The sequence below is a fragment of the Mesorhizobium prunaredense genome (assembly GCF_900156895.1).
Classification (GTDB): Bacteria; Pseudomonadota; Alphaproteobacteria; order Rhizobiales; family Rhizobiaceae; genus Mesorhizobium; species Mesorhizobium prunaredense.
In genome coordinates this window covers 290195-307901 of sequence record NZ_FTPD01000005.1, presented here as the reverse complement: position 1 = coordinate 307901, position 17707 = coordinate 290195, and the positions used below count along the sequence as shown (strand labels likewise).

Here is a 17707-nt window from a genome sequence, read left to right as displayed (position 1 = left end):
AGACTCCGCTCAAGTTTCAACCATATCGATCGGATCGATTCCCGCCATCGCTTTCTTGAGACGCGGACGCGCCGCGTCGGAAGAGAGGAACGCGGGCTCGAGGCGCGGCGCCCGCAGCAAGCCGCGCGCGTTGAGTTCCTGGATCGCTCCGAAATGCGCAGCGGAGATCTTGCCGATCCAGAACGGCGTGAGGCTGCCGCCGTCCTTCAGATGATCGAGGACCTGCACCATGCCCCGCAGATAGATGGCGTCCTTTGCAAGGCCCCCGCCTCGATAGACACGCAGAACGACGTTGAAGGCGCCGCGATCGTCGAGACCGAAATCCCTGTGGAGGATGCGGAAGGTCTCCTCGAATGTTGCTCCCTCGAGCATCGCCTGACAGGCGATAACCCTGGCCGCGATCAGCCTCAACCGCGCTGCGGTCATGCCGCCGACCAGATATTCCGCCAGCACGGCCAGTCCCTCCTGCATGCCCTCATAGCCGGCGAGCCCGTTGCGGAAGATGGCGAGCCCCTGCGCATCACCGTTGAAATAGGTCAGCAGATGAACACCGATCTCGTGACTGAGCAGCGCAGTCAGACGCTCCGGTGGAAGGTTGGTATCGCGCGAAACCAGCAGCCGGTTTCGCGAGACCAGGAGACCGGCCGGCAGGTCGCCGCGGATCTCCACGGAAGCATCGAAATCGGGGTAGGCGGCCCGGTATCCGGCGATCATGTCTCGCGCGGCCGCGGCAACGGCGTCAGCACCCAGGCCCGTCTGCCGGGCCGCCGAAGCAACTGGCGGTAGCCTTTCAAGAATAGTGCGTGCCCTCGCCGCCAGGCTCGGCTCGACGCTGCCATAGAGTGCTCGTCCAAGTTCGACGAAGCGGGGCGTTTCGCGCGCCGCGAGCATCGACAGCTGGAGATCGAGTTCCTGCTGCTTTTGCGAGAGCAGCGTGGTCAGCAGCGGATCTTCCAGATGATCGAGCGAGACCGAATAGAGCTTCCGTTTCTGGCCGGCGACCTCGAACTCCAGCGGCCTGTAGAGCAGTACGGGCACACGCTCGAAGGCGCCTGCCTGGAATTCCAGCCAAGCTGGTTCGGCATTGATCGGTGTGACGGCAAGCAGAAAATCGAATGTCGACGCGACGTTGTCGATCGCCCGATCAGCGCGCACCACTGCGTCGATATAGGCGCGCCGCCCCAGCGAACGATGGGTTGCCGGCTGTTCCAGCCTTGATGCCTTCAGGAAGGCGCTGACGGCCTGAAGCGCGGAATCGACCATGTTGGCGACGACAAGGTCGTGGAGTTCGGGGTAGACGCGCTTGGTGCCAGGCACCCGGTAAATCGGTGCGAAGCGTACCGTCAAGCACGCCGCATCACCGAGATCATCCAGAAGCCGTGCTTCGGCGCGTGTCGTGGGGTTGAGTTCGTCGACGCGGGGCGTGCGGTATTTTGCTTCGCGTGCGGACGCAGCGGTGGCGAAGCGCTTCAGTGCCGCCTTCTCCGCCGCCGTGTCGCCGCAGGCCAGCGCAATCTCGAAGGGCGGCAGGAACGGAACATCCTCGGTCAGGAACCGGTCTTCGGCCAACTCGCCGATGTCCAGCATGAGGAAGGCGCCGCAGTGATCGCGCAGCCTTCGCACCACCAGCCGCGCGGCCTCGCGGGCGAGGCCGATGTCGGTCGCGATCAGATAGGACGCGTTGGCGGAGGCGGCATGGAATGCCGCATCCTGATGCGACCCAACATGGACACACAGAAAGGGCAGCGGCCGATCCATGTGCAAACGGTTGCCATTGCCGAAGTCGCGGCGGATTGGCTTGCCGTCCCGCAAAAGCGCGTCCAGGTCCGATTCGATTTGCGCCAATGGAGGCGCGGGCTCAACGAGCTTGGGCTTCATCGCATGGCCCGCAGCGCCGACTCCAGGACGGGCACCGTAGACGCCAGCATGGCGCGCAGCCGCTCGATTGTTCCCCAGTCGGGTTCGCCACTCCACTCGTCCATGAAAATCTTCTTGAACTCGACGGCGATGGCACACCCGGTTTCCGGAAAATTGGCATGGACGAAACGGGTCTGTTCGCCCTTGCCCTGGAAGGACACATTCTCGCGCACGTCGATCGGCTCGCCGTTGAGACGCTGGCCGCGAAGCGTCTCGATGAAAGCGTCGACGACCGGTGCCCAGCGCTCGCGGTCCATGGAAGACGTACCGATGTTGATGTCGGGCGCGACGTCACGGGACGTAGGCATAGCCTCCCGTCCGTCGCGCCGGTGATTATAACTATGGACGTCGATGAGAACGAACCTGCCATGGCGCTTCTCGATACCGGCAAGGACACGGTTCAGCTCACTGTAGAAGGCGTCGTGAAAGGAGAGAGACGCCGTAACGATGTCCTCGTCCGGCTGCTCTCGCCAGACTTTCAGGCCCCAGGACTGGTCCGGCGACCGGTAGACCGCAGCGTCTCGCGCACGGTTCAGATCCACTTGGAAGCGCGACCGATGAACGATGATCTGGGTAGGAAAATCGGCGATGAAACGCTCGGTGAACGGGTCCTCTTCTCGACGCCGGTCGGGATCGGAGAGACACATGAGCGATCGACAAGCCCTGCCAACGTCGGTGCCGCTGTGGATAGCTGTACCTACTATAGGCGACTCTCCGAGCTTGATCGTCCAGCCTGCCGGTGATCCACCCGGATCATTGTTGCCCGGATCATTGTTGCCCGGATCACTGTTGCCCGGATCACTGTTGGAAGTCATCGTGTTCACAGTCCATCGAATGCGTGGAGAGTGTGGACGGTTCCAGTTCATCGAACAAGCGATCGTTGGCTCGCCCTGGATCAGCAGGCTGAACCGTCCAAAAACGTCAGCCGAAGGTGGCCGACGGCTTCAGCCGAACGTCGCCAGAGGCTCAGTGCGGACCTCGACCCACTCGCAGCGCCGGCTGTCGTGATAGAAGGACAGGAAGGGCGGCGGGAACGATGGGTCGGCGAAAGCCCCCACCGGAATGGCGATCAGACCGGGCTGGACATCGATCCGGTAATGGACAGTGGTGCCGCAATCCGGGCAGAAACTGTAGATGACACGGCCGCCTTCGTCGCCAACGCGCGTGAACTCCGCCGCTCGTCCCTGGATCGACACATCATTCTCCGCAAACCGCGCATTGAAGCTGAACGCGCTGCCGGTGCGCCGCTTGCAGGCCAGGCAATGGCAGACAGAGACGCGTACAGGCTCGCCCGAACAGGTGGCTGACAGCTGACCGCAGGAACATTGGGCGCGGCGCGTGACCATGGCTGGCCCCTTTCAGCGAACATCAATGGGTTTCGGCATGGGCCCTGAGCTCAGCCCTCTTCTCGTCGGAGACGGCGGCAAGGTCGAGCACCTTCTGCAATTCGGCCGCATGGCGGAACGACGGCTCGGCCTGAACGCCGCCGCGCACCGCATCGACGAAGCGCTGGTAGTTGGTCGGCACCGTTCCGGCATCGAGGACCTGCCATTTGGCGTTCTCGATGTCCTCGCCCATGCACACTTTCAGTTCCGAGCCGTTCAGATTGTGCACGACCTCGATACCACCCTTGTCGCCATAGATGCGCAGCCGCAATTCGTTGAGATGGCCGGTTGCCCAGCGGCTGGCATGGACGACGCCAAAAGCGCCGTTGCTGAAATCCAGCGCCATGGTGAAGCTGTCATTGGCGTCGAGCTCGTACTCGCCGATCCGGTTGCCGGGCGCCTTGTCGAAGCACCTGAGGCGGCAGAACACATGGTCGATGTCGAGCGCCGCGCCATAACTGGCGAAATCGAGGATATGGATGCCGACATCGCCCAGCACGCCATTGGAGCCATGGCCGCGTGACAGCCGCCACAGCCATTTCGGATCAGTGCGCCAGTCGCCCCAGAACTTGGAAACCAGCCAGCTCTGCAGATAGGACGCCTCGACATGCCTCACCGTGCCGATCTCGCCGGCAAGCACCATGGCGCGCGCCCGCTGCAGCGGGGCAACGTTGCGATAGGTCAGGTTGACCATGTTGATGATGCCGGCTTGCTCGGCGGCATCGGCCATTTCGCTGGCCCTCTGGTAATTTTCGGCCAGCGGCTTTTCGCATAGCACCGGCTTGCCCGCCGCGACCAGCATCATGGTGGTCGGATGGTGGATGCGGTCCGGCGTCACGTTCGCCACCGCGTCGAACTTGTCCCATGCGAGCGCGTCTTCCAGCGACGCGAACCGGTTGGGGATAGCGTAGACGTCCGAAAACTTGTCGACACGCGCGCGGTCGACATCGACGGCGCCGATCAGTTCGACGCCCTCGATCCTGCTGAACTGCCTGGCGTGCTCCTCCGCCATCCAGCCGGTGCCGAGTATCAAAAGACGCATGATTCATATCCTTAGGATGAGGCCTTATCTTCTTGTTTGACCACGGATTTTCAGAACCGACGGTTCGCGATTGCGGTCTAGCGGTAGCCGGGTTCGCCCTCGGCATGGAGTTTTCCGCCGCGCTCGACGATCGGCTCGAGCGCCTTTTCCACCGGCACGTTCGGCGCATCGAGGATGGCTGGATGCGCGCGCTGCGGGTTGTGCGCCCATTTCACCGCATTGCGCAGCACCTTTTGGACATTCGCGTCGTGATAGGTCGGATAGGTCTCGTGGCCTGGCCTGAAATAAAAGATGTTGCCGGCACCCCGACGATAGGTCAGCCCCGACCGGAACACTTCGCCGCCCTGGAACCAGGAGATGAAAACCGTTTCCAGCGGTTCCGGCACGGCGAACTGCTCGCCATACATCTCCTCGTTCTCGAGCTCGAAATACTCGCCGATCCCGGCAGCGATCGGGTGGTTGGGGCTCGTCACCCAGAGCCGCTCGCGCTCGCCGGCCTCGCGCCATTTCAGCGTGCAGGGCGTGCCCATCAGCGTCTTGAATATCTTCGAGAAATGGCCGGAATGAAGCACGATCAGCCCCATGCCTTCCCAGACGCGGCGCGCCACGCGCTCGACGACTTCGTCGGCGACGGCGCCATGGTCCTTGTGTCCCCACCACACGAGCACATCGGTTTGCGCCAAACGGTCGACCGGCAGGCCATGCTCCGGCTGCTCAAGCGTCGCCCACGATACGGAAATTTCGGGGTCGAGCTTCAGCGCATTGGCGATCGTTGCGTGCATGCCCTCGGGGTAGATCCCCGCCACCACCTCATTGGTCCGCTCATGGATATTCTCGCCCCAAACGACAGCGCGTATCGTCATGACATCCTCTTGATCGGTTGAAGCCGCCGCCCCGGTCCGGTCAGTCATAGTATCCTCGGCCGGGAATGAAAACGGTTTCGAGGCTGGCTGCTGACAATTGGGTGGAATTCCGGAGATGTCGGCGGGACAGCGCCCCCCTTCTGTCCTGCCGGACATCTCCCCCACAAGGGGAGAGATCGGCAGCTTCCACGCTCCGCTCATTCCTACAACGGTGGCGATTTGCGAAGCCGGCGTGACAGCAATCTCCCCCCAAGTGGGGGAGATGTCCGGCAGGACAGAGGGGGGCGCGAAGGATCGCTACAGAACGGGCTTACATTCTGCGCCGCTGCAGGCGCCTACACTCACGCCCTTCCGACGCAACCTGCATCAGCAGCTTGGTTAGCCGCGCACGACGAGGCGTTTGATCTTGCCTTTCTTGAAGGCGGCAAGGAAGCGGGCATAGTCCTTGAAAGCGACGCAGCCGCTCGATTCCGCGCGGCCGCCGCGCAGCAGGTAGGTGTGGGCAAGAAAGCCGTCGCGGCCATATTTGTTCTTGCCATCGATAGGAGTGAGACGCAGGGCCTCCACCCCATGGAAGCGCGATTCACGCAGCCTCAAATCGTAGGTGTGGGGCGGCGTCGGGCCGGCATTCTTCCGGTTGGCATAGCGCGGCTGGTCTGCCATCGAGCCCAGTCCCGAGTGCGCCTCGAGCCGCGAGCCGTCCGGCATATAGACGGTTTTCGCCGAGATGTCGTAGACGGCGACGCCGCTGCCGGGCTTGGTGAACAGGTTGCCGAAGACCCCGCCGCCGCCCGCCGGGCTGTCGGGTTTGGCATAGGCCAGCATGTCTGCGGCCTTCGACCGCTTGGCCGGCTTGGCCGGCTTGCCCGGACTGCCCTGCATGCCCGGGCTGCTTTGCATGCCCGGGCTGCCCTGCATGTCCTCTTGCATGCTTGGCATCGCCGCCGGTGACGAACTCCTCGGCGACAAGGCTGGCGCCCGGGGCGTATCGACCTGCGGAGCGGCGGCGGTCTGCACCTTGTTGGCTTTGGATGGCTGAGACTGGGCCTTGCCGGCCTTCGATGCCTGGACCTTGGGCGCTTTGGGTGCCTTGACCTCGGGCGCCTCGTCTGACTGATCGATTTCCGCCTGCGGACGCCAAGTCGGCAAGGGAACGCTGCCGGGCATTGCGTCCTGCGGCGGCAGCGACGCCATCTGCACCTCGCCCTCTTGCGTGGCAGCAGGATCGGCCGTCGTCGTCTGCGGCAGCACGTCGATCATCGCTTCCGGCAATGCATTCGCAAGCGCCAGCGCCAGCCCGGAGGATCGGTCGATTTCTGCAATCTCGGGCCCGAAGCGCACGGACGCGGGACCATGCTGATCGGCCAGGCGCACCGGCTCCGCAAAGCGCTGGCCCGTCGGCAGACTGACGACCGCAAACGGCGCGGCCCCGCCGGAGGCGCGGGCAAAGGCAGCAGCAATCTTTTGCGGCGATAGCGCCGCTTTCGCCACCACGCTGTCGAAGCGCGATTGCGGTGAGATTTCGGCGACAAGCTGCACAGCATCCGGCCGCGCTAACGGCTTGAGACGCGCTACCTTGCCTCCATGCTCGAAGCTCGTGGCGGCCTGCGCGCAGCCGGCATTGCATCGGCCGAGCAGCGACGCCTCACGCTGCCGGCTTGCCAGTGACGGCGCCCACGAATTGGCCCGTGGATTGGCCCGTGAATTGGCCCGTGAATTGGCAAGTGTGTGTCGGGGATCGGCGAGCGCCATGGAGCGCGGCGCGAGCAGGTTTCGCTGAACACTGTTGGAGGCGGCGGTGAGCGAAGTTCCCACCGAATGGAGGCCGGCCACGGTCGCAGCCGACCACAGAGCGATCGCAGCGCCAACAACGGGAATCGCGACCCAGCGCAGGCCGGGCCTCATCGAGGGCAATCCACTATCAGGATTGTCACCCCGGTTATTCAAACGCATCAACGCCATACAACCAAACCTCAATCGGCCTTGCGGCATGCGGGCTCGCAGCCGTCACAATCACAGTCGCCTGATGCCCCCCGGCACGCTTCACGTCTGTTGCCGATTGAATCAAAAGATGGACAAACTTGGTTAACCAATCCCTCTACCGATCGCCGATTAGGCGAAGGTCTATGTCAAAAAAGGCTCCCTCCAAAACTATGAAAATAGCGGAAATGCCCTCCATGCCAGGCTTTGCTGCCCGTTTTTGCAGGCCGAGTCAACAAAGCGAAAGGATTAGACCCTTGCCTGGGCGGCGTCAGCTAAAGGCTGACACCTGCCAGCGCATGGCCCGAAACGAGGCCCGCGTCCTCCGTTGGAGGCGCGGGCCCTGTCATGCCTGCGCAGCCTATGCAGCGCGCTGCGCTTCTATCGGCCGCAAATTCTGGTTCATGCGGAACAGGTTCAGCGGATCATATCGCTGCTTGATTTCCAACAGCCGCCGATAGTTGCCGCCATAGGCTGCTTCGACCCTGTCGACCTCGTCCCCGGGCATGAAGTTCACATAGGCCGTGCCGGCGGCATAGGGCTTGGCTGCTTCATAGAGCCCCCGCGCCCAGTCGATGCAGGCCTGGTCCATTTCCGGTTCGCGCCAGCGGGCGTGGACATTCATGACGTAGTGCGCGCTGCGTTGCGGAAACGCCGTTGCATCCGCTGTCACCCGGCCCGCGGCACCGCCGACATGGCCAATGAAAATCTCGCATTCGGGACCGGGAAGCCTGGGTATCGCCGCCGTCACGACCTCAACCGCGCTGTCGGAAAGCTCGGTGAAGTCATGGCTCTTCCAATAGTTGCGGGCGCCAGGCGTCAGCAACGGATCGAATCCCTGCTGCCAGGCGGTGAACGGGTTGGGACCGACCACGTCTGCAATCGGTGTGCCGATGGCGCGAAGCCTCTGTGTCGCCTTCTCACCCTCCTGAAGGTCGCCGCAATAGCACATGGCCAGGACCAGCACCTCCTTGCCATGCCATTCGGCCGGCAGGAACGGCAGCGGCGGCGCCTGCCGCATGACCACCCAGCAGGTCAGCTCATTGGGCGCTGCTTCGAGCGCCGCTCGGTATTCCCGCAACACGTTTTCGGCATCGGCGAAGGGATGAACGACGAGCCCCGACAGCACTTGCGGACCGACTTGGTGGAGCTTGAACTCGAAAGCCGTGACGATGCCGAAATTGCCGCCGCCACCGCGCAGCGCCCAGAACAGGTCCGGATTTTCGGTCTGGCTGGCGCGCAGCAGCTTGCCGTCGGCGGTAACCATGTCGGCGCAGAGAAGATTGTCGATGGTCAGGCCGAATTTCCGCGTGATCCAGCCGAAGCCGCCGCCCAGCGTCAGGCCCGAAATGCCGGTGGTCGAGTTGATGCCGGTCGGCACCGCCAGTCCGAAGGCCTGTGTTTCCGCGTCGACGTCGGCGAGTGTCGCGCCAGGTTCCACCCATGCCCGCCGCGTCGCCGGATCGACCCGCACCGACTTCATCGGCGACAGGTCGATCATCAGGCCGCCGTCGCAGACGGCGCTGCCGGCGATGTTGTGGCCGCCGCCGCGAACCGCGACGAGCAGCCTGTTTTCCCTGGCAAAATTGACGGCGGCGATAACGTCGGCAGCACCGGCGCAGCGCACGATCAGCCCGGGCCGCCGGTCGATCATGGCGTTCCAGATGCTGCGTGCCTCGTCATAGGCGGCGTCGCCTTCCCTCAGCACGGTGCCGCGCAATTGTACCGAAAGCGCCTCCAAGGCCGCGGCATCGACCGTCGTCTTGCCGGGTTCAAGCGTGGTGAGGCTCATGCTATGCATAGCTTTCCTCCCGATGTTTTTGGGCCGTTTTCCCTCCACCCGTTTCGAAGTGTGCCCTTATATTAGAAACCGCACAAGTTCCTAGTCGCTTGCTGAGCGGTATTGCACAACCCGCCTAATGGTTAGCTCTCATTGAGACTAAGGCCTGGGTAAAAGCCCCGCCGGCAGTCCAAACCGAGATGGATGCTGGATCGCCGTAAGGCGGTCTCCGTCGGTTCGATTGGAGGAACTACGCAGCGGTCCTTGGAGTTAGGCGTATGAGCAACCAGTGCATAGGAGAGCTCTGATGGCACCGCGCAGAAAACCCGACGATCCATCCGAAGGCCCGACCATCGAACAGCAGGATTGGGACGCGATCAAAGGCAGTAAAATTCTACCAGACAGCGTGCCGGGAAACGGCGACATCCGTTACGACCTCGAGAAGGAGGCTGAACTGCCCGAGGAAGACGACGACAATCCGTACCAGGAGAGCGACGAGGCGCTGCCGGACGACGAAGAGGAACGCGCCATCTCGCGCAACCCCTCGAAGCAGGATATCGACGAGCCGTGAACGGCAGCAATCAAAGCCCGGCCAGCCGAGCGCTTCCGGCCAAATTCCGTGAAAGTTCGTCCAGCGACAGAAAAGGCCCGGCGGGGAGGAAGCGCCGGGCCTTTGTCCGAATGCCGTGCGAACGGCTGTCACAGTCGCTGGAGTAGAACGACTGCGCTTCCAACCGTTGCCGGCGGATGTTGTTCCATCGAAACCGAAAAAAGATGGCGCTGTTTCGCCAGCATTGCTGCTTGGATTTACCTTCGGCCCGACCGTCGATCACGATTTCTGTCTGACGGAACAACTCCAAAAAACGCTCGTTGGATAATCATCGCAACCAGCGATGCAACTCTAATGGAGACCGACCATGATGAAAAAAATTCTTTCCGCAACCGCACTCAGCATCGCCCTTGCCACTTCGGCGATGGCGCAATCGAACGGTACTGGATCCGGCACCAACGATCCGGGAGCGACCACTGGGACAGGCACTGGCACCATGGCTCCCGGCACCGATAATGCAACTCCTGCCGATCCGAACGTAACCGGTTCAACAACCGACGGCGGCGACGGCATGGGTGATCGGTGCAAGGAAACCGCAGGCGCCGATGCGAATGCGAATACAAACTCCGCCAGTGGCACTGCAACTGCGGACATGGAGAATTGCCCCAAGTGAGCTAGCGCCGGTGGAGTCGATTATACCTTGGGTGCGCATGAGCGGGCCGCACCACCTGTTAGACAAAGCCGGGAACCAGCTTTGTCTTCCCGCTCAGTTGCGCACCCAGCGTTAGCGCCTGCGGGAAATTCCGCACAATTGCCGCCATCAAGGTTGCACTGCCGGGGCTAACGGCAACCCCGGCAAGCGCTGCCGCGGCATAGACCCGTGTTGAAAACAGACTTTTCCAGGCCGCCTCGTAGCGTCTGCCGGCCAACTCGCGCCCTGCGCGGCCGCTTGGTGCGCATGAGAGTTCGCAAGCCAGCAGCCAGCCGGACTGAAGCGCCATCGAGATGCCTTCGGCGATAACGGGATGAGACTCTCCGGCTGCATTGCCTACGCGGAAGATGTCGCGCTCGTAGCAGGAGCGAATTCCCGGCCGGATCGGACCTGCGGCAAGCCACGGCCCGTCGGCGTCAGCTGATGCTAGCGCATCCCTCACTCCCCGACATGATTCCATCAGATGACGGGAGACCGCCTCGGCGGCCGACAAATGGCTCTGCTGTCTGGGGTGTTTGCGCAACCGTGCGAGCATATCGCGCCGAATGCAGCACGAGATCGACAGCCGGCCATGATCCGCCGAAACCATGCCGCCATAACCGCCAGGAAATACCAGCAGGGGCATCAAATCAGGCGCCAGGGACGACCCGGTGACATGCGCCTTGAAGCCGAACAGGTCCGAAGGGCGGTTGGTCTTTCCGAGCTGGCTGGGCAGCGATCCTGGCTCCCAGGAGCCGTGTGCGGCGACAATCACCGGCGCGCGCACCATCGTCGTTTCGTTTCCGGCTTGAATTCGCACCAATTGCGCCTCGCCATCTGGGTCGATGGCGACGGCGCGGCAAGGCTGAAAGATTTCGACGCCCGCCGATCGCGCCGCCTGCAAAAGCAGACAGTCGAAAATATCCCGGCCGAGCGCCCGGCCGAAACCATCTTTTTTCGCGCGGGGCCCATCTTTTGCAGGAGGCCCTTCTTTTGCAGGAGGCCCATCTTTTGCAGGAGGCATTGGCGCTTCGGCGCAGGTCTCGCCGGAAAACAAGCCGACGCGGCGGATTTCGGGGCCGGCATTGGCACGCCACGCTTCGCCGATTTCCAGCTGGTCCAGAAGCGCAAGATTGCTTGCCGAAATATATTCGCCGCAGACCTTGCGGCGCGGGAACACGCTCTTTTCCACAATAGCCACGGCCCATCCGCGCCGGGCCAGCGTCAGCGCGACGGACGTGCCCGCCGGGCCGGCGCCTATGACGATCGCGTCATGGGTCGACAATCGCGTCATAGGTCATGACCGGCGCTGGCGCCGACGAAAATGTGGGAAAAGAGGCCGGCGCGCCGTTCCTCGACCGGTTTGCCGTTTGCCGCGAGCCAGAGACCGGAAAGCTCGTTGCCGCGAAAGCCGGCACGCACACTTTGAGCCGCGTCGTTTCGTGTGACGTCATTGGCGCCGATCGCCGGGAGAAGGCAGGTCGCGGCCAATGCCAGTTTGGTCCGCAACGGCTCTGTCGCCAACAGCAGCGGGGCCTTCGGCGCCATCAGCGAAAACAGACGCACGATCTTGCCATCGTCGAAATGATGCAGAAACAGATTGACGGTGACCGCGTCGAACCGCGTGCCCTCATTCTTTCTCGCCCAGTCGAAGACATCGGCGGTGACGCCTTCGACCGTCCATCCCAGCCTGTCGAAATCACCACGCAATTGCGCGGTGATGAGGTCGACGCGGTCGAGCATTAGCAGTTCGACCCCAGGCCAAAGCCCGGCCATGCGATGCGCCAACGCCAGCATGAAGGAGCCATCGCCGGCGCCGATCTCCAGAATCCGGCGCGGCGGCCCTGGCACAAATTTCCTGAGCAGCGACGCCATGATCCTGGCCTGAAACATCAGCGCGTTGATGCGACGGAGGTCGCGCCGCGCGGCAAGCGCTCGCGGATCGTCGGCCGCAAGTCCGTCGAGGATTTCCGGCGCAAGCTGGCGGTGCTCCAGGCTGATCATGACGCCGTTCGGAAAAGCATGGTTTCGGCCGCCAGCCCGGGTCCGAACGACATCCCGCAGCCGAGCATTCCTGGTGGCGCCTTCAACATCTCTTTCATCACGAACATGACGGTCGCGGACGACATGTTTCCATATCGGCGCAACACCTCGCGCGATGGCTCCAGCGCGGTGGGCGCGAGTTCCAGGGCCCGTTCGACGGCGTCGAGCACCGAACGTCCCCCCGGGTGCACGGCCCAGAGGTCGATCGCCTCGGTCGGCCGATCGCCGAGGATGGCGTCGTGATTGCTCCGCAACACTTCATGGATTGCTGCCGGGACCTGGCCGGAAAGAACCATTTCGAAGCCGTGGTCAGTAATGCTCCAGCTCATCAGATCCCGCCGCTCGTCCGCCACGATGCCGTAAAAGCTTTCGAGCTCGATGCCGTGCGGCTCGGCGGTGACGAGCGCAGCCGCACAGCCATCGCCCCAGAGGCAGAACGACAGCAGCTTTTCCAGTTCGCTGGTTTCCCGCAGATGCATTGTGCAGAGTTCGATATTGACCAGCAGGACCCTGGCCTGCGGGTCGGAGCGGACGATGTGGCGGGCAAGCTTGAGGCCGTTGATCGCCGCGTAGCAGCCCATGAAACCGATCATCGTACGTTCGACCCTGTCCGGCAGGCCGCATCGCGCAACCAGCTCCAGGTCGATGCCCGGCGCCGAAAAACCGGTGCAGGTGGTAACGATGAGATGGGTGATGCGGGAAGCGCCGCCACCAAGCTCCAATCCGTCGACGCCTTTTTGCGCCAGAACAGGTGCGGCATGACAGAACATTGCCATTCTCTCGGCCGTTCCAGGAAAGGCGCCCCGGATGAACTTCCCGGCCAGATCTGCTGATGGTCCTTCGGGGTCGCCGGCAGGTGCAAAGCAGGAATAGCGGTGCTCGATGCCGGCAACGTCAACCATGCGTTCGAAAATTCTTCGGCGATCGGCCGCAAGCATGGAGGCGGCGAAACGCAGATAGAATTGATGAACCTCGTGCTCCGGCACCGCCGTCGCGATCCGGTTAATATACGCTTTGGCCGGCATATTCGGTCTCCTCGGCGTCGCGCACGGTATTTTTTAGGACCACCGCCGGAGGTTGTCTGGTCATCGGCACCAGGTGTCGGGCAGCAGGCATTGAGTGTTGTTGATGAACGTTTCTGAGAACTGATTTCATCCCACCTGTGTGTTGCCAGGCGATGCTGCGATTCGCCGGCAATAGGAACATAGGCTCCATTACCGAGGCGTCCACGGGAGGCCGCGCTTCCAGCAAGATGCGCCATTGCGTCCGGCGCTCACGGGGCACGGTCTTTTTTCTGAGCGATGGAACATTGGCGTGTACTAACGGTTCTAGTGGATTGACCGCAGCAAAAGAGTCCCATTTGGGATAACCTCCAGCGCGATGGCAGCTGAGCCGACCACAAAGGCAGGCTGCAACGCGCCTCACTTCATCGACGGAAGACGCTCGAGGATCACAAGTCGTCGGATTGGTCGGCGCTTGAAGAATGAGACGATACTCGCAAGACTTCCCATACGATGGTTGCGCCGGATCCTGACCGGCGCCGTCCGTGGCTCGATTCGTCGAAATCCCCACCGTGAGTACGCACCTGCAAAAGCATTCGCGGTGATCATCCACACTGGCCCGGACTCTGTAGCGAGGACCGCATAAATCAGCCGCGTGGCGACGCCCTGACCTCGCGACTCCTTGCTTACGACCAGGGATCCGAGTTCGCGTGAGCCATCGGCGTGCTTGCGCATCTGGATGGCACCGACAATGTGGCCGTCAGCTGCCGCGACCAGGAAATTAGGCCACATCAGGTCCGTAGGATTGAGACGCTCACCGCGCACCAAGCCACGAATAGCTGGATGATCCTGCTCCGTCGCGCGTCGAATGCTGATATTTTCTCCGTTCATGCTTGATACTCCTCGCCACGCGATCCGCCAACCACGACGGAACTCCAGAGGTTGAACGCCACTGCGATCAGCGGTGCTGCCCGGTTTAAGCCATTCTTGTTTCGGCCGTTTTTCTGGAGTGGCGCCGAAGTGTTTCGTTTGTTTCACCGGACGCTTCGGTCAGGAGGTTCCTGGGACGACTCCTCAAGAGGTCCGGCTGTTTGACATGGCACAGCCGCAGTCCAAATTCCCGACCTCGATCATCGCATCACAGTCCATGAGAAATTCGGACGGGATCGAGAGCGTTCACAAGCAGTGGCCGGAGAAGCCAATGCCGGGCCGACCTGGACGAGACGGGCCGGATTGATGCCCTGATCGGGCAGCCGGCAGTGATAAATTGACAGTCATGCGCCGTAGCAATGTCCATGATGCAACGTTCATGACGCGAACCTTTGGGCGCGGTACGCGCGCCACCAAAATGGAATCCCAATGGGACTCTTTTGCTGCGTTCAATCCACTAGCATGACAGCGAATATCTCCCGGATGTTGGCTGCTGGACCGGGACTCCGGTCGGCCCGCGCTCCTCCAGAGCGCGGGCCTCCGATTGACGTTGCGGTGCCTTTTCTTCATTCTCCTGTTGCTGCCTGCTCCGAGATTCAGCAATGAAGCGCAGTCTCGCTTTCGGTGTGATTGTGATCGCCGTCGTCGGCGTGCTGGGCGGTGCCGCACTTTTGATTGCCGGCCAGTCCAGAGTTTCGCAAGACGCGATCCAGTCGTCGGTTACCCGCACCGCTGAATTGATCGACAGCGCCTGGAAGCTGCCCGTGGCTGCCACGTTCAATGCCGACGTCACATGGCAATCAAACGGATCAAGGTGCGGCCCGGCAAGTGTCGCAAACACCTTCCGCTCCATCGGCGAGGAGGAGACGACGGAAGCCGAAGTCCTCGCGGGAACCGGAAAATGCTGGACCGGCTTTTGCGTCATCGGGCTCACGCTGGACGAGCTTGCCGAGGTCGCTCGAACGAACACCAAGCGAAAGGTTTCGGTGCTTCGGAATCTGAGTGCCGATGCGTTTCGCGAGCACATGAAGCGCGCCAACGATCCCGGCCGCCGTTACATCGTCAACTTTACCCGTGAGAAGATTTTCGGCGCCGGCGCTGGCCATTTTTCCCCGGTCGGAGGATATCTGGAGGCGGAAGACATGGTTTTCGTCCTCGATGTAAACGAGGACTACAAGCCCTGGCTGGTCGAGCGTGAGCGCCTGTTCTCAGCCATGGACACAATCGATAGCGATGGCGACAAGAAGCGCGGCCTGCTGCTGATCGAGTAGCACTGTCGCAAGCAGTTTCGATTGCCTTGCCTTCAATCGACCAGCATAGCGACCACTGCGGTGCAGTCACCCGCCTTGACCAGTCCGGGGAAATGGCGGGCAGCCAATAGACCCGACATCCTTGCCCTGATCTCCTGAGGTGCGGCACCGGTGCGGCCGATGGAGTGGATGCGCGCCAGGACCTGGCCCTGTTCGACAGGCTCGCCGAGATCGATCATCGTTTCGATCATCCCGTCGTCCTCGGCAAACGAGAAGCAATCGCCCGACGGCATGTCGAGCCAGCGGGTCGGCTGCATCTCGACCGCACCGGCGACAATGCCGGCATGGCGCAGCACATTGAGCACGCCGCGACGGGCGATCCGCACCGTTTCCGCGCGCGAAGTCCCACCACCGCCAAGCTCGGTGGTGATGAACAGCTTGCCCATCTCTTCGGCGGCAGTGTCGAACATGCCGACCGCATCGATCTCCAGCATCTTCATCGACCACGGCGCCGAGAACGCTTCGACCGCGGCGAAACCCTTCGCCTCCAACTCCTTGTCGGGCCGGATATGGGCGGCGCAGAACGGCACGAAGTCGAGCGTCTTGCCGCCGGAGTGGAAGTCGAGCGCGATGTCTGCGCGGGGGAGCAACTCACGCTGGAAGTAATCGGCGATCTTCTCCGTCACCGTGCCGTCAGGCCGGCCGGGAAAGCTGCGATTCAGATTGCCCTTGTCGATCGGCGAGGTGCGGGTGCCGGCACGGAACGCCGGATAGTTCATCGCCGGCACGATGATGACCGTGCCGCTGACTTGCTTGGGATCGAGCGTGCGGGCGAGATCGTAGAGCGCCAGCGGCCCCTCATATTCGTCGCCATGATTGCCGCCGGTGAGCAACGCGCTCGGCCCGCTGCCGTTGCGGATCACGCAGATCGGGATCATCACCGATCCCCAGGCGGAATCGTCACGGCTGTAGGGCAGGCGCAGGAAGCCGTGCTGCACGCCGTCGCGGTCGAAATCGACGGTCGGCGTGATTGGCGATGGGCGAAGGCTGGACATCGGGCTCAATTCTTCACCACCAGCTTGCGCGGCACATTGGCCAGGCACTCGACGCCGGTCTCGGTGATCAGGATGGACTCGGTGATCTCGAGCCCCATCGTCTCCAGCCACAGGCCGGTCATGAAATGGAAGGTCATGCCGGGCCTCAGCTCGGTGCGGTCGCCGGGGCGCAGGCTCATTGTGCGCTCGCCCCAGTCCGGCGGATAGGAAAGCCCGATCGGATAACCGGTGCGGTTGTCCTTGACGATGCCGTATTTCTTCAGCACCGCGAAGAAGGCGTTGGCGATGTCCTCGCATGTATTGCCAGGCTTTGCCGCGGCCAACCCCGCTTCCATTCCCTCCAGTGTCGCCTTTTCGGCATCGAGGAATTCCTGCGTCGGCTTGCCGAGGAACACAGTCCGCGAAAGCGGACAATGGTAGCGGTTGTAGCAGCCGGCGATCTCGAAGAAGGTGCCCTCGCCTGATTTCATCGGCCGGTCGTCCCAGGTCAGATGCGGCGCCGACGCATCGGCGCCCGACGGCAGCAGCGGCACGATCGCCGGATAGTCGCCACCGATCTTTCCCTCTGGCCCGTCGACGCCGCGCGTGCCGGCATCATAGATCTCGGCGACCAGGTCGCATTTGCGCATGCCGACTTCGATCTTGTCGACGATGCGCTGGTGCATCGCTTCGACGATGCGGGCGGCCTTGCGCATGTAATCGATTTCGGTCGGGCTCTTCACTGCGCGCTGCCAGTTGACGAGTGCCGTAGCGTCGACGAAGCGGGCATTTGGCAGATGTTTCTGCAGCGATGCGAAGGCAGCGGCCGAGAACCAGTAATTGTCCATCTCGACGCCGATGCTGAGCTTGCCCCAGCCGCGATCGGCCAGCACCTGCGACAGAAAATCCATCGGGTGGCGTTCGGTCGACTGCACATAATGGTCGGCATAGCCAACGATGTTGTCGTGCGCGAGATAGGCGGTGCGCTTGGCGCCGTTGGCGTCCTGGCCGCGCCCGTACCACACCGGTTCGCCCGACGGCGGCACGATGACGGCCTGGTGCACATAGAACGACCAGCCGTCATAGCCGGTCAGCCAGGCCATATTGGACGGATCGCTGACAACAAGCAGATCGACGCCCCTGGCTCCCATGGCCTTCCGTGTCTTGGCGAGGCGATCCGCATATTCGCCGCGCGAGAATTTCAAATTGGGCTGCATTGTTTTTGGTCCTCGTTTGTTGGG

General features: G+C 62.5%; 17 protein-coding genes. 3 read left to right on the top strand and 14 right to left on the bottom strand.

Translation table 11 applies throughout. The features are described 5' to 3' along the window. Positions 1-9: 9 nt before the first annotated feature. The 7 genes from BQ8794_RS05615 to BQ8794_RS05580 form a co-directional block, all read right to left on the bottom strand. Positions 10-1878 carry a flavohemoglobin expression-modulating QEGLA motif protein gene (locus BQ8794_RS05615; RefSeq protein ID WP_077374197.1) on the bottom strand — a complete coding sequence of 623 codons (1869 nt, stop codon included), beginning with the start codon at positions 1876-1878 and terminating at the stop codon, positions 10-12. Further along, positions 1875-2732: an N-formylglutamate amidohydrolase gene (locus BQ8794_RS05610; protein ID WP_077374194.1), complete on the bottom strand. Its 858-nt coding sequence runs from the start codon at positions 2730-2732 to the stop codon at positions 1875-1877. Before BQ8794_RS05610 ends, BQ8794_RS05615 begins: the two co-directional genes overlap by 4 nt. A gap of 129 nt (positions 2733-2861) precedes the next feature. Continuing rightward, the gene (locus BQ8794_RS05605; RefSeq protein WP_027155694.1) at positions 2862-3263 is read right to left on the bottom strand and encodes a GFA family protein; all 402 of its coding nucleotides are present in this window, start codon (positions 3261-3263) and stop codon (positions 2862-2864) included. Positions 3264-3285: 22 nt separating this feature from the next. Further along, positions 3286-4344: a Gfo/Idh/MocA family protein gene (locus BQ8794_RS05600; RefSeq protein WP_077374191.1), complete on the bottom strand. Its 1059-nt coding sequence runs from the start codon at positions 4342-4344 to the stop codon at positions 3286-3288. 77 nt (positions 4345-4421) lie between these two features. Beyond that, a complete protein-coding gene (locus BQ8794_RS05595; protein WP_077374339.1) occupies positions 4422-5207 on the bottom strand; it encodes a ThuA domain-containing protein in 786 nt (261 codons plus the stop codon). 378 nt (positions 5208-5585) lie between these two features. Then, a complete protein-coding gene (locus BQ8794_RS05585) occupies positions 5586-7112 on the bottom strand; it encodes a DUF2778 domain-containing protein (RefSeq protein WP_077374185.1) in 1527 nt (508 codons plus the stop codon). A gap of 436 nt (positions 7113-7548) precedes the next feature. Beyond that, positions 7549-8988 (bottom strand): FAD-binding oxidoreductase, encoded by a 1440-nt coding sequence (locus BQ8794_RS05580; RefSeq protein ID WP_077374182.1) that lies wholly within the window; start codon positions 8986-8988, stop codon positions 7549-7551. 286 nt (positions 8989-9274) lie between these two features. Here BQ8794_RS05580 and BQ8794_RS05575 point away from each other — a divergent pair, with 286 nt between their 5' ends. Then, entirely contained in the window at positions 9275-9538 is a 264-nt protein-coding gene (locus BQ8794_RS05575; protein WP_077374179.1) for a hypothetical protein, read from the top strand. A gap of 10 nt (positions 9539-9548) precedes the next feature. Here BQ8794_RS05575 and BQ8794_RS05570 read toward each other — a convergent pair whose 3' ends face one another. Beyond that, positions 9549-9827: a hypothetical protein gene (locus BQ8794_RS05570; protein WP_143744469.1), complete on the bottom strand. Its 279-nt coding sequence runs from the start codon at positions 9825-9827 to the stop codon at positions 9549-9551. 57 nt (positions 9828-9884) lie between these two features. Here BQ8794_RS05570 and BQ8794_RS05565 point away from each other — a divergent pair, with 57 nt between their 5' ends. Continuing rightward, on the top strand, positions 9885-10190 hold the full coding sequence (locus BQ8794_RS05565; protein WP_077374174.1) for a hypothetical protein: 306 nt from the start codon (positions 9885-9887) through the stop codon (positions 10188-10190). Positions 10191-10248: 58 nt separating this feature from the next. Here BQ8794_RS05565 and BQ8794_RS05560 read toward each other — a convergent pair whose 3' ends face one another. From BQ8794_RS05560 to BQ8794_RS05545, 4 genes are all read right to left on the bottom strand, one after another. Beyond that, the gene (locus BQ8794_RS05560) at positions 10249-11502 is read right to left on the bottom strand and encodes an NAD(P)/FAD-dependent oxidoreductase (RefSeq protein ID WP_077374171.1); all 1254 of its coding nucleotides are present in this window, start codon (positions 11500-11502) and stop codon (positions 10249-10251) included. After that, the gene (locus BQ8794_RS05555) at positions 11499-12212 is read right to left on the bottom strand and encodes a methyltransferase domain-containing protein (protein WP_077374168.1); all 714 of its coding nucleotides are present in this window, start codon (positions 12210-12212) and stop codon (positions 11499-11501) included. The genes BQ8794_RS05560 and BQ8794_RS05555 overlap by 4 nt, the downstream gene beginning before the upstream one ends. Then, a complete protein-coding gene (locus BQ8794_RS05550) occupies positions 12209-13276 on the bottom strand; it encodes a type III polyketide synthase (protein ID WP_077374164.1) in 1068 nt (355 codons plus the stop codon). Before BQ8794_RS05550 ends, BQ8794_RS05555 begins: the two co-directional genes overlap by 4 nt. A gap of 396 nt (positions 13277-13672) precedes the next feature. Continuing rightward, positions 13673-14290: a GNAT family N-acetyltransferase gene (locus BQ8794_RS05545; RefSeq protein WP_143744468.1), complete on the bottom strand. Its 618-nt coding sequence runs from the start codon at positions 14288-14290 to the stop codon at positions 13673-13675. 494 nt (positions 14291-14784) lie between these two features. Here BQ8794_RS05545 and BQ8794_RS05540 point away from each other — a divergent pair, with 494 nt between their 5' ends. After that, a complete protein-coding gene (locus BQ8794_RS05540; protein ID WP_077374158.1) occupies positions 14785-15453 on the top strand; it encodes a phytochelatin synthase family protein in 669 nt (222 codons plus the stop codon). Positions 15454-15485: 32 nt separating this feature from the next. Here BQ8794_RS05540 and doeB read toward each other — a convergent pair whose 3' ends face one another. After that, the gene (gene doeB, locus BQ8794_RS05535; protein WP_077374155.1) at positions 15486-16487 is read right to left on the bottom strand and encodes a N(2)-acetyl-L-2,4-diaminobutanoate deacetylase DoeB; all 1002 of its coding nucleotides are present in this window, start codon (positions 16485-16487) and stop codon (positions 15486-15488) included. A 5-nt stretch (positions 16488-16492) separates the two neighbouring features. Further along, positions 16493-17683 (bottom strand): ectoine hydrolase DoeA, encoded by a 1191-nt coding sequence (gene doeA, locus BQ8794_RS05530; RefSeq protein ID WP_077374152.1) that lies wholly within the window; start codon positions 17681-17683, stop codon positions 16493-16495. Positions 17684-17707: the final 24 nt, after the last annotated feature.

What these genes read in the sequence shown, in the direction of transcription:
- doeB (WP_077374155.1), bottom strand. Translation starts at nt 16,487, where the DNA reads ATGTCCAGCCTTCGCCCATCGCCAATCACGCCGACCGTCGATTTCGAC.
- BQ8794_RS05615 (WP_077374197.1), bottom strand. Translation starts at nt 1,878, where the DNA reads ATGAAGCCCAAGCTCGTTGAGCCCGCGCCTCCATTGGCGCAAATCGAA.
- BQ8794_RS05600 (WP_077374191.1), bottom strand. Translation starts at nt 4,344, where the DNA reads ATGCGTCTTTTGATACTCGGCACCGGCTGGATGGCGGAGGAGCACGCC.
- BQ8794_RS05580 (WP_077374182.1), bottom strand. Translation starts at nt 8,988, where the DNA reads ATGCATAGCATGAGCCTCACCACGCTTGAACCCGGCAAGACGACGGTC.
- BQ8794_RS05585 (WP_077374185.1), bottom strand. Translation starts at nt 7,112, where the DNA reads ATGAGGCCCGGCCTGCGCTGGGTCGCGATTCCCGTTGTTGGCGCTGCG.
- BQ8794_RS05555 (WP_077374168.1), bottom strand. Translation starts at nt 12,212, where the DNA reads ATGATCAGCCTGGAGCACCGCCAGCTTGCGCCGGAAATCCTCGACGGA.
- BQ8794_RS05565 (WP_077374174.1), top strand. Translation starts at nt 9,885, where the DNA reads ATGATGAAAAAAATTCTTTCCGCAACCGCACTCAGCATCGCCCTTGCC.
- BQ8794_RS05560 (WP_077374171.1), bottom strand. Translation starts at nt 11,502, where the DNA reads ATGACGCGATTGTCGACCCATGACGCGATCGTCATAGGCGCCGGCCCG.
- BQ8794_RS05605 (WP_027155694.1), bottom strand. Translation starts at nt 3,263, where the DNA reads ATGGTCACGCGCCGCGCCCAATGTTCCTGCGGTCAGCTGTCAGCCACC.
- BQ8794_RS05575 (WP_077374179.1), top strand. Translation starts at nt 9,275, where the DNA reads ATGGCACCGCGCAGAAAACCCGACGATCCATCCGAAGGCCCGACCATC.
- doeA (WP_077374152.1), bottom strand. Translation starts at nt 17,683, where the DNA reads ATGCAGCCCAATTTGAAATTCTCGCGCGGCGAATATGCGGATCGCCTC.
- BQ8794_RS05550 (WP_077374164.1), bottom strand. Translation starts at nt 13,276, where the DNA reads ATGCCGGCCAAAGCGTATATTAACCGGATCGCGACGGCGGTGCCGGAG.
- BQ8794_RS05540 (WP_077374158.1), top strand. Translation starts at nt 14,785, where the DNA reads ATGAAGCGCAGTCTCGCTTTCGGTGTGATTGTGATCGCCGTCGTCGGC.
- BQ8794_RS05610 (WP_077374194.1), bottom strand. Translation starts at nt 2,732, where the DNA reads ATGACTTCCAACAGTGATCCGGGCAACAGTGATCCGGGCAACAATGAT.
- BQ8794_RS05595 (WP_077374339.1), bottom strand. Translation starts at nt 5,207, where the DNA reads ATGACGATACGCGCTGTCGTTTGGGGCGAGAATATCCATGAGCGGACC.